The sequence below is a fragment of the Undibacterium paludis genome (genome assembly GCF_022568815.1).
In the GTDB taxonomy this organism is placed as follows: Bacteria; Pseudomonadota; Gammaproteobacteria; order Burkholderiales; family Burkholderiaceae_D; genus Undibacterium.
The window spans coordinates 282,639-295,286 of sequence record NZ_JAKZHX010000002.1; the positions used below are offsets into that span (position 1 = coordinate 282,639).

The 12,648-nt window shown below is 47.5% G+C and carries 13 protein-coding genes; 6 read left to right on the forward strand and 7 right to left on the reverse strand.

The features are described from left to right. Positions 1 to 31 precede the first annotated feature (31 nt). Complete coding sequence (locus LZ463_RS05840; RefSeq protein ID WP_241454678.1) at positions 32 to 232, reverse strand: YdcH family protein; 201 nt, start codon at positions 230 to 232, stop codon at positions 32 to 34. An 84-nt stretch (positions 233 to 316) separates the two neighbouring features. On the opposite strand from LZ463_RS05840, the gene LZ463_RS05845 reads away from it, so the two are divergent. Next, a complete protein-coding gene (locus LZ463_RS05845; RefSeq protein ID WP_241454679.1) occupies positions 317 to 1,117 on the forward strand; it encodes a PP2C family protein-serine/threonine phosphatase in 801 nt (266 codons plus the stop codon). A 66-nt stretch (positions 1,118 to 1,183) separates the two neighbouring features. Here the strand turns inward: LZ463_RS05845 and LZ463_RS05850 are convergent, their stop codons facing one another. The 3 genes from LZ463_RS05850 to LZ463_RS05860 all read right to left on the reverse strand — a co-directional run bounded on the left by LZ463_RS05850 (position 1,184) and on the right by LZ463_RS05860 (position 4,937). Further along, positions 1,184 to 1,831 (reverse strand): glutathione S-transferase, encoded by a 648-nt coding sequence (locus tag LZ463_RS05850; protein ID WP_241454680.1) that lies wholly within the window; start codon positions 1,829 to 1,831, stop codon positions 1,184 to 1,186. A gap of 85 nt (positions 1,832 to 1,916) precedes the next feature. Next, positions 1,917 to 3,806, reverse strand: coding sequence for a type IV pilus assembly protein FimV (locus LZ463_RS05855; protein WP_241454681.1), 1,890 nt, complete (start codon positions 3,804 to 3,806; stop codon positions 1,917 to 1,919). A gap of 366 nt (positions 3,807 to 4,172) precedes the next feature. Next, a complete protein-coding gene (locus tag LZ463_RS05860; protein ID WP_241454682.1) occupies positions 4,173 to 4,937 on the reverse strand; it encodes an RNA methyltransferase in 765 nt (254 codons plus the stop codon). A gap of 167 nt (positions 4,938 to 5,104) precedes the next feature. On the opposite strand from LZ463_RS05860, the gene LZ463_RS05865 reads away from it, so the two are divergent. From LZ463_RS05865 to LZ463_RS05880, 4 genes are all read left to right on the forward strand, one after another. Continuing rightward, positions 5,105 to 5,896 (forward strand): inositol monophosphatase family protein, encoded by a 792-nt coding sequence (locus LZ463_RS05865; RefSeq protein WP_241454824.1) that lies wholly within the window; start codon positions 5,105 to 5,107, stop codon positions 5,894 to 5,896. An 89-nt stretch (positions 5,897 to 5,985) separates the two neighbouring features. Continuing rightward, a complete protein-coding gene (locus LZ463_RS05870) occupies positions 5,986 to 7,353 on the forward strand; it encodes a DEAD/DEAH box helicase (protein ID WP_241454683.1) in 1,368 nt (455 codons plus the stop codon). Positions 7,354 to 7,895: 542 nt separating this feature from the next. Further along, positions 7,896 to 8,099 carry a hypothetical protein gene (locus LZ463_RS05875; RefSeq protein WP_241454684.1) on the forward strand — a complete coding sequence of 68 codons (204 nt, stop codon included), beginning with the start codon at positions 7,896 to 7,898 and terminating at the stop codon, positions 8,097 to 8,099. A 355-nt stretch (positions 8,100 to 8,454) separates the two neighbouring features. Then, on the forward strand, positions 8,455 to 9,087 hold the full coding sequence (locus LZ463_RS05880; RefSeq protein WP_241454825.1) for a response regulator: 633 nt from the start codon (positions 8,455 to 8,457) through the stop codon (positions 9,085 to 9,087). A gap of 53 nt (positions 9,088 to 9,140) precedes the next feature. Here LZ463_RS05880 and LZ463_RS05885 read toward each other — a convergent pair whose 3' ends face one another. Next, the gene (locus LZ463_RS05885) at positions 9,141 to 9,521 is read right to left on the reverse strand and encodes a response regulator (RefSeq protein WP_241454685.1); all 381 of its coding nucleotides are present in this window, start codon (positions 9,519 to 9,521) and stop codon (positions 9,141 to 9,143) included. A gap of 368 nt (positions 9,522 to 9,889) precedes the next feature. Here LZ463_RS05885 and LZ463_RS05890 point away from each other — a divergent pair, with 368 nt between their 5' ends. Continuing rightward, entirely contained in the window at positions 9,890 to 11,290 is a 1,401-nt protein-coding gene (locus LZ463_RS05890) for a sensor histidine kinase (protein ID WP_241454686.1), read from the forward strand. Between the two features lie 45 nt (positions 11,291 to 11,335). On the opposite strand, the gene LZ463_RS05895 is transcribed toward LZ463_RS05890, so the two are convergent. Both LZ463_RS05895 and LZ463_RS05900 read right to left on the reverse strand, forming a co-directional pair. Next, complete coding sequence (locus LZ463_RS05895; protein WP_241454826.1) at positions 11,336 to 12,043, reverse strand: Crp/Fnr family transcriptional regulator; 708 nt, start codon at positions 12,041 to 12,043, stop codon at positions 11,336 to 11,338. Between the two features lie 241 nt (positions 12,044 to 12,284). Then, a complete protein-coding gene (locus tag LZ463_RS05900; protein ID WP_241454687.1) occupies positions 12,285 to 12,599 on the reverse strand; it encodes a BON domain-containing protein in 315 nt (104 codons plus the stop codon). Between the last annotated feature and the right edge of the window lie 49 nt (positions 12,600 to 12,648).

The window sequence follows — 12,648 nt, forward strand, 5'->3', positions numbered from 1 at the left end:
ACTAACTAAGATGACGTGGAAAAGTGGATAATCAGGCAGGCACATCAGGTGTAAGCTGCATTCTTAACAATGTTATATGATCTTTCAATTGCAATTTACGCTTTTTCAGGCGTCGCAACTGTAGTTCATCGTGAGCGGGGTCTTTGATCAAGGTCTCGATTACCACATCCAGGTCCCTATGTTCAACTTCTAGCTCAATAATGCGTTGTAGTATTTGTTCTGGATGGCTCATAGTCTTCTGGTTGCAGTAAAATAAAGTTTAATTAAGGAAAGACCATTTTTGGGTTTATCCCGCTAGTTTAATCTACCAAGACGTATGAGCCAATATAAGATCGAAGCTGGAACCGGACAACATATCGGCGACAGGCAGGAACAACAAGACCGAGCAGCCCTTTTTGCCGCACCCCATGCGCCAGGCTATGTCATGGCCATTGTGGCCGATGGCATGGGCGGCAAGAGTGGCGGCGCCCTGGCCGCAGAACAAGTTGTACGCACAGCAAAACAACTTTTTGATGAATTTTACCCAGGAAACGATGTACGCAATCTTTTAGAAAATATTGTCGCTGAAGCGCACACTGTCATTAAATTGTCCGGTGTTTCATCAGAAAAAGAACCTCACAGTACCTATGTCGCCCTGGTCATCACTCCAAAACAGGAAGCCATCTGGGCTTATGTAGGAGATTCCCGCCTGTATCGCTTTACCGGCCCCAATTTCAGCGAAAGAACAAAAGACCACTCTTATGTGGAAAAACTGGTCGACGAAGGCAAGATTTCAGCTGAAGAAGCAAAAACGCATCGTCTATCCAACATACTCGTCAATGTCCTTGGCTCCAGTTCTGCCGCTCCCTATGTCAGCTTTGGCGAGCATAGCCCTTTGAAAGCGAACGACAGCTTTCTGCTATGCTCTGACGGTCTATGGCATTACTTTGAAGATCATGAGCTGTCTGCAGCCGTGGCAGCCAATAGTCCACGTCAGGCATCTGAGTTTCTGATACGCAAAGCCAGGGACAGGGCAAACGGCCGCGGTGACAATTGCACATTCGCCATTGTCAAGCTGGTTGATCCACCGGTTGAAGCCAAAACCTATACCGTGCAGAAAATGCGCCGGGCAGTCTGATTAACGGCTGGTTCGGTCGCCTACCGACGTCACCGGCTCAATGGTGACGTCAACATCAATGCCTGCTTATTTGGGCTTGTTTGCCATCATCTCCTGATTGGCCTTGCGATCTGCATTGACTTTCTGCATAGTCGTCCGTTCAGAGATGAATTTTACATAGTCCCTGGTTGGTGACTCCGCCAGAAAGTCACGTCCATAAATAATCTTGGTTGCCATCGATACCAGTGGAAAATGAACGACTGCCGCACAATCAGCAAGCGTAAATTCTTTACCACCAACATAAGGATCAAATTTGGCCAGTGACAGTACGGCCGGTATGTTGCGAATCAATTGTTTTTCCACCCTGGCTTTGACCTCGTCTGACACTTTTCCACCAAAGAAAGCCTCTGCATATAATTCGCGTGCCGGTATTTCCAGATGCAACTCAAGAAAGGTGATCAGCTCACGCAATTTGGCTGCAGCATAGGGGTCTGCTGGCATCAGGGGATGCTCAGGGAAACGTGCTTCCAGGTATTCGACAATGGCCTGCGACTCACATAGAGAGCCATGTTCCGTTTCGATATACGGAATTTTACCAAGCGGTGAATGCTGTAGCAGCTCAGGCGTTTTATTTGTCCATACCAGTTGCTCTTCAAAAGGCACGGCTTTTTCCAGCAAAACCAGTTTAACCTTGTTGTAATAATTGCTTAACGCAAAACCACATAATTTAATCATATGTCTCCGTCCTGTATTGGCTGACACAGCAAAACCGATCATTCGCCCGGTGGACCATCATGTTATGGACTGATTGAAATCAGTTTCAGTTTGCGTCATTTTTTTTGGGAAAATCTATGGCCTCAAAATCAATCAGATTAGAGTCTGCATCCTCTTCTGTTTTAATTTCTGGCACGTCATCCGTGATATCTGGCACCCTGGCCCAGCCACCTGCCCTGTCACCGCCAAAGGCATTCAGGCGTTCCAGTTCATTGGCAACTGAGATCAGCAATAAAATATCACGATAAACTGGCAATTCAAAACCCATGCGTTTACCGTCCCTGTCGTCAACCAGCAAACTTTCCAGGAAAGGCAGGATTTCATTACTGGTCCACAACCGACAGATGCGGCTCATCAGATGTTCGAAATCTTCCAGCTGCCGGCCGGGTAAAGACGCCGGATCCACTTCAAATTCTGGAATATTGGCATTGAAGAAGACAACAAACCTATCACGCATGGTGTCGTATTTTTCTTTATTCCCTGTAACACGATACAAATCCAGTAAGTACAACCAGGGCACGGGCGATTCTGGATGATCAATCTCTGCCTGCGGCTCCAGTATTTCTATTGCCCGCTGCGGGTCATTGACGGATATCCAGAACTCGGCTTCCTGGGTGACATCAGATATTTCTTCCACCTTGACGGAGTTGCCGCGCGAGGAAAAGAAATTAAAGGTACTACTATTACTGTCCTCCAGTGTCGGTACGTAAGCCTTGTTAAAAATGGACGGCCCATCAAGCTTGCCCAAATCATCGGGTAAGGCTTTTTTTGACATGGCAGTCACTGGCCGGCTTACGGCTGCAGGTTTCTCATCATCGATGATCTTATACAGAGCGCTGGTCGTTGTCGGACCATAAGAAGCCTGGATGCTGTCAACAATTTCTTCTATATTTTTTTTCGATTCCGGCTCGTGCGCAGGTTCTTTCTGCTCCCACCAGGTTGCCTGCAATCTTTTACGCATGCGCCTCACATACAGGAGAAGAATCGCAATAACTACCAGTCCGGCCAGGACAAAGAGAGATAAGCCCAGCATCCAGTTACGTGAAAAACTGTTTTCTCTCGCTTCTTCCAGGGCAGCCTTGTCCAATTGACTCTGGCGTTTGAGTTGTAATGCCTCTTGCTGCAAACTCAGGATTTTCTGCTGCTCGCTCTTGAGCTTATCGCCAGAAAATTGTATGGGTTTTTCATCACGGAGCATAGCGGCTAGCTGAGCCTGGGCAGCGCGCAATTCTTCAATGTTGGACTGGGAGCCACTTGTAGATAGTTGGTCACTGAGACGCAAGCCTTGCGACAGGATAGGGATATCGTCTGACAGCTTCAAGGTATCCCGTACTGGTACGGGCGTCAGTGGTTTTTCTGATCCTCGCTTGTTTTCACTTGATTTTGACGATTTTTTTTTTGAGATGACAGGATCGTTTGATGAACTGACAACCTCACTCAGTCTGGCAGCAGGTTTTTCTTTCTTTACACGTACGCTGGTTACAGGCAAGGCAGCAGCCGGCTCTTTTGCTGTTATCTCTTTGGGTTCCCTGGCTGGGACAGATCTTTGGCTGCCAGCCGTTGACGCGACCTGGGCCGGTGCGAATAGAGGCGGGTCGAGCAAGATCAGGAATTCACGGTGCAATTGAATTTCACACCCCATGTCTACCATGATCTTGACTGCGGGTTCCAGCAAATCTTTTCTCGTCACAACAGTCAGGTAACGCGCACTACCCTTTTGCACCAGTGTGACGACGGCTTGTGCCAGCAAAGTGCCGTCTGCAGTTTCTACTCTTGCCTTAAAGCAGGACTGATCAATCTCGGCAACATCATTCCCGGTCAACTCCAGTTGCGCACGAAGCTGCTGCCCCAAGCCAGATTGAACCGTTAAATTACTGAATCCCAATGCCTGCGCATGACCAGCCAAGCCAGATGCCAAAGCACCCAGACATATCATGTAAAGCGCTGATCGACGGAATGGAGCAAAAATAATGATGACCTCAGAAAGAAAAAAGCGCGTTATTTCAGAAAATTAATTGTTATTCCTGAATGTATATTAACTGCAATCTTACTGGCTTTGTAACAATCCTTAAAGTCGATACCACATGAAAACATTTAACAAATGTCACAGTGTTAAATGATTTCAACATATTTATCATTTGCAACAACATTAGCTGTGCCCATCAGGCAGCGCAAATGTTGCTTTAACTATACGCTGATTAAATTCGAAAGAGAACTATTCAAAAGCTTGCCGCTGGGCATAAACCTTATTGTTTTTGAAAATTTGCCAAATTGATACAAACCATACCGATATTGCATGAAATCACTGTTTTTTTGTCGTCAAGTCAAGAATATGCTTGGCTATCCCACGCATGATATTCACCTCTTCCACCTCCAACTGCGCGCGCGCCAACATGCGTTTCAGGCGCGGCATCAGTTTTTTTGGATTATCGGGGTTCAGGAACTGTATGGCGATCAAGGCCTGCTCCAGATGTCTGTACATTCCGTCAATCTCATCGGATGATGCCAACTTACCTTCGAAACCTATGTGATGAATGCCTGACAAGGCGGAATCCGTGGCTACCCGGCATTCATAGGTCAAAAGTTGGATCGCTTGCGCGAGATTCAGGGAGGAATATTGAGGATTCGCAGGGATATTGATCAAAGCATTGCAATTCATCACAATGTCGTTCGGCAAACCAAATCGTTCGCTGCCAAAAATCAAGCCTATCCTGGCATGCTGACTGCCTGCCATTGATTCAGCAAATGCACGGGGTGGCAAGACTGGTGGAGAAAACTCACGCAAACGTGCGCTCACGGCAGCAACAAATTCACATCCATGCAAAGCCTCGTCGATGCTTGCCACGATACGGGTGTTATTCAATATATCTTGCGCACCGCTGGCAAAAGCAATCGCTTCCGGATTACTGAGGACATCGTCAAACCGTGGATTAACCAGTACCAGTTCGTGAAAACCCATGGTTTTTATCGCCCTGGCAGCCGCGCCCACATTGCCCGGGTGACTGGTTTCAACCAGGATGATGCGAAGGCGCTGAAAAAGAGATGTGTCAGTTTTTGGCAAGTTCATTTAAAATAGAGGTATCAAGCGTTAATTTTTATTCGATTGTGCGGTTCATTGCCAGACGGATGACAGTTGCGCACGCTCTTTATCATTTTTGTGTAGCATCGCAACGGCTCTTTTTTCATGAGATGTCGTGTGCATGCCATCATTTTATCGGAAACCTTATGCATCCAATGCTGAACACGGCCATAAAAGCCGCTCGTCGTGGCGCGACTATTATCAATCGCGCATCTTTTGACCTTGATCGTGTCAAAGTCACAGAAAAACAATTCAATGATTTCGTGACTGAAGTCGATCACGCTGCCGAAGCCGCCATCATTGAAGTGCTGACTTCCGCCTACCCTGACCACGCAGTTTTGGCAGAAGAATCAGGTGCATCCGCTAATTTGCACGACGAAAATGATAATGTCTGGATCATTGATCCTCTTGATGGTACGACCAATTTCATCCACGGCTTTCCACAATACTGCGTTTCCATCGCCTTGCAACAGCGTGGTGTGATCACGCAATCCGTCATTTATGACCCAACACGTAATGAAATGTTTACGGCCAGCAAAGGCGCCGGAGCATTCTTGAACGATAAGCGCATACGCGTTACCCGCTGCGATAAATTGGCAGACGCTTTGATAGGCACAGGTTTTCCTTCACGTGACCTGTCCGGTCTTGATGAATACATGGCAATGTTCAAAGCCATGACAAGCAAATGCCAGGGCTTGAGGAGACCCGGTTCCGCAGCACTGGACCTGGCTTACGTGGCGACTGGCCGTCTGGATGGTTTTTTTGAAAAAGGTCTGGCTCCCTGGGACATCGCAGCAGGTTCTTTGCTGATTACCGAAGCTGGTGGCATCGTCGGCAATTTCTCCGGTGATTCTGACTACCTGCACAAAGGTGATGTTCTGGCGGGAACGCCAAAGGTATTTTCCCAGATGGTCAATATCATGCAGGCGTTTGCACCTAAAAAATAATTTCTTACGCTCCGGGAAACTGGCGCGCCCCCCCCTCTCTTCGGGTTGATGCAAGTCAACCCTATCATAAAGAAACACAGTAAAACCACATGGCATCATTCAACGAACTCGGCTTATCCGAGAACATTGTTCGCGCAGTAAGCGAACAAGGCTATACATCCCCGACGCCAATACAGCAGCAAGCAATTCCCGCTGTCATCAAGGGCGGCGACTTGCTGGCTGGTGCGCAGACCGGCACTGGTAAAACAGCCGGCTTCACCTTGCCCATCCTGCAACGCCTGTCGACTGCAAGCAATGCCCCAAAAGATAAAACCAGCCGCCGCCCTATTCGAGCGCTGGTGCTGACACCAACACGCGAACTGGCAGCCCAGGTTGAAGAAAGCGTCAATACCTATGGCAAATACTTGCCCCTGAATTCTGGCGTCATCTTTGGTGGCGTCGGTATCAACCCGCAAATCAAGTTATTGAAGCAAGGTGTTGACATCCTGGTGGCCACACCTGGCCGCCTGCTCGACCATCATCAACAAGGCACCATAGATTTACGCAATATCGAAATCTTGGTACTTGATGAAGCTGACCGCATGCTGGACATGGGTTTTATTCACGACATCAAGAAAGTTCTGGCCATCCTGCCTGCAAAGCGCCAGAACCTGCTGTTCTCAGCAACCTTCTCTGACGATATCAAGGCACTGGCTGACCGCTTGCTCGATAACCCGGCAATGATAGAAGTTGCACGCCGCAATTCAACAGTTGAAGTCATCGCACAAAAAGTGCACCCGGTTGACCGGGATAAAAAACACCCTATGCTGGCGCACCTGATCAAGACCAATCAATGGTCGCAGGTGCTGGTATTTACCCGCACAAAACATGGCGCCAACAAACTGGTTGAGCAATTGGGAAAAGATGGCATCGCCGCCATGGCGATTCATGGCAACAAGAGTCAGTCCGCCCGCACCAAGGCACTGGCTGAATTCAAGGATGCCAGCCTGACGGTACTGGTTGCCACCGATATTGCAGCACGTGGCATAGATATTGATCAGTTGCCGCACGTTGTCAATTACGATCTGCCAAACGTACCGGAAGACTATGTGCATCGCATTGGTCGCACCGGTCGAGCCGGCGCCACAGGTGAAGCAGTATCCCTGGTCTGCGTTGATGAATTCAAACTACTGGCTGACATAGAAAAACTGATCAAACGCCAGATACCACAAGAAATCATTGAGGGCTTCATCCCCGATCCACATGCCAAAGCACAGCCCATCCAGTTGCGCAGCCAGGATCACCGGGGTGGCAGAGGGCAGCCTTCTGGACGTACGCGCCCCCAGGGTTCTGGTCAGGGCAAGCCGTCAGGGCGGACTCCAGGCAAAACTGCCCAAGGCCCCGCGCGCCCGGCAGGAGCAAGAGTAGCAGTCAAACAGTCAGCACCGCGCAGATCCGGAAGTCGTGGCAATGGCTGATTAATAATTGAACAGATAAAGTCAGCCACTTCAGGCTGACTTTATGAACGAGTCCGACCCGGCATTCACCCCCTCCTCTTCCCCACTACCAACAAAGCGCAGTCACTTCCTCCAGTCCTACAAAGGCAGGCGTTCGCATCCTATACGCCATACCAAAATCGGATGTTAGTATGACTTGGCGTGTTGCCAAGAATCAATCATGCACTCAGTCTCATGACATCACGGGTTTTCATGATGGTACCTCATCAGAAATACCCAGACTTCAAGGAGCAATAGCAATGAATACATGTCTGGTTAAAAGTGGGGCAATTTATCTCCGTGGCAGTCTACGCATCAGCGTAGGCGTGCTGATTGGCAGCAAACATTTAAGTGCCACCGGCCACCAGATGCTGGCCAACGCAAAATGCCAGCTTGCAATAGGTAATGCTCAAAAAATTATCCGGCAATGTAGCAAACGACAAACCGGGACAGTGTCGATACAGCATAATAGAGCAATCTGACAGTGAAATCGTCCACTACTCCATTCAAAAAACGGGGCAGACATGATATCCAACAAACACCTGATATTTGCGGCGGCCAGCCTTACAGGTTGGGCTGCGCTCGCATTTTTTGACAAACAAAGAAAAACACAAAAAATTGCAGATAAAAAACTTCATCAATCTGATTTAAGTACCTGGGAAGGTGAAGGCGGCAACCTTCTACCTGCAACAAAAAATCAACCAGGCAATCAGGCCGTCAAAATCTGATGAAACTCATCAGATTACAAGACAGGCACAGATACCCATGCGAATTTGCCAGGGCATCATCAGGGAACGCTTGTTTGTCCGCAATTCTGTACAGGCACTGACCTGACCGGATCAACAACATCATGTCTGCACAGTGCTGTGCAACCAGTCTACATACATCAGTAACACTGTCCGGACTATCGTTACACAATATATGAATACATCTCCGGATTGCTGCAAGTGCAGCAATCGTCTGCTATGATGAAACTTGAAATTACTGTACTTTCCGGGCACAAGAATCACGTGCCAGTTCCAAGAACCAATATCGCCCTCACTGGCGAGAAAACAGGCTATTTTGTGCATAGAAGGAAGAAGTATGATACGTATAGCAATTTGTGATGATCATCAAATTGTAAGAGCCGGCTTTAAACAGATATTTTCTGAAATTGTTGACATAGAGGTTGTTGCTGAAGCGACAAATGGCCGAGAGGCACTTGAACTTGCCCGCAATCAGGTCTGCGACGTAATGCTGCTCGATATCAGTATGCCGGACCAAAGTGGCATTGATACCTTGCGCACGATTAAACAGGGTCAGCCTGATCTGCCCATCCTGATACTAAGTGGTTACCCAGCACAACAATATGCCTTCAATGTGCTGAAGATGGGGGCAAATGGCTACCTGAGCAAAGAATGTGATGCAGAAGAACTGATCAAGGCGGTACGCGCGGTATCAACTGGTCGCCGTTACGTCAGTGCCGAAGTTGGCGAAATCCTGGCGCGCGGATTCGATCATGATGCAAACGCCGCCATCCATACCGAGTTGTCTGACCGTGAATTCCAAGTGTTTTTGCGGCTAGCCAAAGGTGAATCAGTATCAGACATTGCGGTGATCTTGTCGCTCAGCGTAAAAACTATCAGCACCTACCGAACACGGGTGATGGAGAAAATGAATTTGCAATCCAATAGTGATTTAACGTATTACGCGATGAAAAACAATTTGCTTGAATAAACCGATTGAACTTCGCAAATGACGGTGCCGACAACGATAGTGGCACTTTCCGGTCAATGTACCATTGCCTGGATATGATCAACCAATCTGTCCATTTCACGAGACTTATCAAAAAAGCCCTCTGCCCCCAATGCAATAGTTCGTGCCTTTAAAGCCGTACTGGGGTCACTGGTAAATACCAGACGCGACCCGTAGTTTCGATTATCATTCTTGAGAGCCGCCAGTACAGCCAAGCCACTCCCCTCGCGCAAGCCTATGTCGACTATGACGATGTCCCATTCAATTGATCGCAATTGTTTCAAGGCATCAGCTTCACTTTCAGCAAAACCAATGACTTCGACGTTCTCGGTTTGCTGCAAAACTTCAATCAGCACAGACCGGATTCTTTGCGCATCCTCGATTAAAAATACTTTCAATTTCTTCTTTAGGTTCATCTGTTCAAACTCTTGTGAGTCGATACTCGATCAGATAAGTTCGTGAGAATTGACCATCCTGCTGGTCAATAAGGTATGGACAGGGCAGCTTCGATTTCATTTTAAGGATACCGGCTTTTATTGGCAAGAAGCTTTCACGGAATAAAGTGTAGGATAAAACCTACCTATACAAAGTAGCATTGCCCGGAGAGTTATTTTGTGGATTGTGACAAAATATTTTGCATTTTCAAACATTGATTCCAACATCTCCAAAGCCCTTAGAAAACTTTCAAATCCGGGTAAGACTGGCGTAGCCAAGTATAATTAATTACCGTTTTTGCCATATCTGTCTTTCGCGCATTGAGGGAGACAATATCAAGGAAGTTCCCATGCAAAAGAAAATCTCTACTATCCCGCTGTATATCACCATACTCTTCACCACCTGCCTGATTATTTTGATCGGCAATGCCTATTCGGCTTATCAGAATCTGGAAAAGCTGAAAATCAATAATGATTGGCTGGAGCATACCTGGGACGTCAAGGATAAATTAAAAAACATCAATCTGCTGATCATGGATTCAGAAAGCAGTATTCGCGGTTATTTCATGTCCGGTAATTCAATTTATCTGCGCCCTTGGGAAAGTGCAAAAGTCAAACTTCAGGACGACTTCAAGGAACTGGGGCGAAGGCTTCGTGATAATCCGGCGCAGGTCAAGAATCTGGCAGAATTACGTGCCCTCTTTGATAAAAAAGCAAATGTCTTCGACACCAGCATAGAGCTCTACAAGCAAACCGGCTTGTCTGAAACATTATCCTTTGTCAAAATTGGTGAAGACCGTGAAATCATGGACGAGATTCGTCTGCTTGACGTCATCATGGAAAAAGAAGAAGACGAGGCGCTGGCCATCCGGCGTCAACGTTTTTATAACGAGTACAGGGATGCACTTTTTATTGGCACAGCCATCAACGCCATCGCCGTACTGGTATTGATTTTATTCTACCGCCTGATATATCGTAGTTTCCACAAGCAAAGCAGCATTGAGCATGCCCTGCAGATAGCAAACGATAATCTGGAAAGCACGGTTCTCAAGCGTACAGAACAATTATCAGACCTGTCACGCCATTTACTCAATGTAGCTGAAGAAGAAAAAGCCAAACTCGCGCGTGAGTTGCACGACGAGATGGGCTCCAGCCTGACTGCGATCAGCATGGATTTATCTGTCGTCATAGAAAAATTAAAACATACGGAGCCTGGTCTTGCCAGTCAATTACAGCGGGCAAAACGAGCCGTCCTTGAGACTGTCGACATGAAACGTCGCATTGTTGAAGGCTTGCGCCCCAGTATGATCGACAATCTCGGTCTGGCGACATCTGTTCAGCATTATTGTGAAGAGACGACTGCTATCGCCGGCCTGAAATATGTCGCGGACATCGCCGATGACGTTGATAACATAGATCCTGCCTGGTCTATCGCCTTATTTCGCATTACCCAGGAATCACTGAACAATGTCATTAAGTATGCCAAGGCAAATCAGGTCAAAGTCAGTCTGAAATGCGTCAATTCCGGTTTGTGGCTTCAAATACTTGACGATGGCATAGGCATATCAAAAGATGCGCTCACCAAGCCACGTGCGCATGGTTTGCTGGGCATGCGTGAGCGGATCCTGCTTCTGGGCGGCAATTTCACTATCAGGCCAGGCGACAATCAATGTGGCACCATCGTTGAGGCTTTCATTCCATTTACCCAAAATAAACCGGCGACATCGCCACCGGCGCAAGACACGCCGTGATCTGATTCTGACGTTCATATTTGGCCGCGGGCTGCTGCCTGCGAATCATGCGAAAGACAGCATCTGATCCAGTTCTTGTTTTGCAACGCGATAACATTCGCCTGCATGCATCTCAAGACCTTCGCGGTCAAGCAGAGTGATATTGCCACGTTTATTTTGAATCAATCCCTGGCTTTGCAACCTGCCCGCTGCCTCTGTGACACTTTCGCGGCGCACTCCAAGCATATTGGAAATCATTTCTTGTGTGACCTTTAATTCATTGCTGTGCAAGCGATCAAGACGCTCCAGCAGCCAACGTGACAATTGCTGATCTATCGAATAATGCCTGCCACAAACTGAGTTTTGCGCCATTTGTGTAAACAGCACCTGAGTGTAACGCATCATCAATTGCTGTAAGCGACCTCCTTTGGCGCACGCTTCTCTCAAGACAGAAGCTTTCAGTTTGTATGCGTTACCGGCACTTTGCACCATGGCTGTTCCGAGCGCACTTTCCCCCATTAAGGTTGATATACCCAATATGCCTTCATGACCAACTACACTGATTTCAGTCGTGCCGCCATCTGCCAGCAGATAAAGCAAGGCAACGATAGCCGTCGTCGGGAAATAAACATGGGACAGTTTGTCGCCATACTCATACAGCTCCTTATCGAAGGGTAAATGAACCAGCTCCAGGTGTGGCAATAGGAAGTCAATTTCCTCCTGTGGTAATGCCGCCAAAATATCGTTTTGACTTAAGCTATCTGCAGCAGCCATATCAGGGCAGGTAGCCGGATGGTCGTAATGTCCCAAAGCCGTTGAAGGCAAAGCCATAGGTTTGTGTGTGGCAATCTGTCTATGCATGGAGGTATTCATATAAATCCCCTTAAAGTAAAACTCACTATGGTTTCGTCACCAAGCCCTTTTGTGATCAATGCCAGACATGCTCTTTACTTTGATCAAGCTTGAATCTATTGCAGAGAGGGCGACATACCAGCACCTCGCCCTCTACCCAGACTTATTTCATGCGAATATCATTTTTGACTGACTTCACGCCTTTGACACCACTAGCTACTGTGGCAGCTCTGCCTACAGATGCAGGGTCAGCTACAAAACCGCTTAACTGCACCACCCCTTTATATGTTTCAACATTGATTTCAGTGGCTTTCAAGGTCGCATCATTGACAATTGCAGCCTTTACCTTTGTGGTGATAACGGTATCGTCAATATACTCACCCGTACTTTCTTTGGTCGCGGTCGAAGCACAACCAAACAAGCTGACAACAAGGGCTGCCAGAAAAAAGGCATTCAATTTCTTAAGAAATGTATTCATTTTTTATTCTCCTGTACAAATAATATGGAGCAAGAAAAGTTCCCATCCC

Bases quoted from the DNA above. Each gene is read 5' to 3' on its own strand.
- LZ463_RS05845 (WP_241454679.1), top strand. From the start codon at position 317: ATGAGCCAATATAAGATCGAAGCTGGAACCGGACAACATATCGGCGAC.
- LZ463_RS05850 (WP_241454680.1), bottom strand. From the start codon at position 1,831: ATGATTAAATTATGTGGTTTTGCGTTAAGCAATTATTACAACAAGGTT.
- LZ463_RS05895 (WP_241454826.1), bottom strand. From the start codon at position 12,043: ATGGCTGCTGCAGATAGCTTAAGTCAAAACGATATTTTGGCGGCATTA.
- LZ463_RS05900 (WP_241454687.1), bottom strand. From the start codon at position 12,599: ATGAATACATTTCTTAAGAAATTGAATGCCTTTTTTCTGGCAGCCCTT.
- LZ463_RS05860 (WP_241454682.1), bottom strand. From the start codon at position 4,937: ATGAACTTGCCAAAAACTGACACATCTCTTTTTCAGCGCCTTCGCATC.
- LZ463_RS05880 (WP_241454825.1), top strand. From the start codon at position 8,455: ATGATACGTATAGCAATTTGTGATGATCATCAAATTGTAAGAGCCGGC.
- LZ463_RS05870 (WP_241454683.1), top strand. From the start codon at position 5,986: ATGGCATCATTCAACGAACTCGGCTTATCCGAGAACATTGTTCGCGCA.
- LZ463_RS05890 (WP_241454686.1), top strand. From the start codon at position 9,890: ATGCAAAAGAAAATCTCTACTATCCCGCTGTATATCACCATACTCTTC.
- LZ463_RS05855 (WP_241454681.1), bottom strand. From the start codon at position 3,806: ATGATATGTCTGGGTGCTTTGGCATCTGGCTTGGCTGGTCATGCGCAG.
- LZ463_RS05875 (WP_241454684.1), top strand. From the start codon at position 7,896: ATGATATCCAACAAACACCTGATATTTGCGGCGGCCAGCCTTACAGGT.
- LZ463_RS05840 (WP_241454678.1), bottom strand. From the start codon at position 232: ATGAGCCATCCAGAACAAATACTACAACGCATTATTGAGCTAGAAGTT.
- LZ463_RS05865 (WP_241454824.1), top strand. From the start codon at position 5,105: ATGCTGAACACGGCCATAAAAGCCGCTCGTCGTGGCGCGACTATTATC.
- LZ463_RS05885 (WP_241454685.1), bottom strand. From the start codon at position 9,521: ATGAACCTAAAGAAGAAATTGAAAGTATTTTTAATCGAGGATGCGCAA.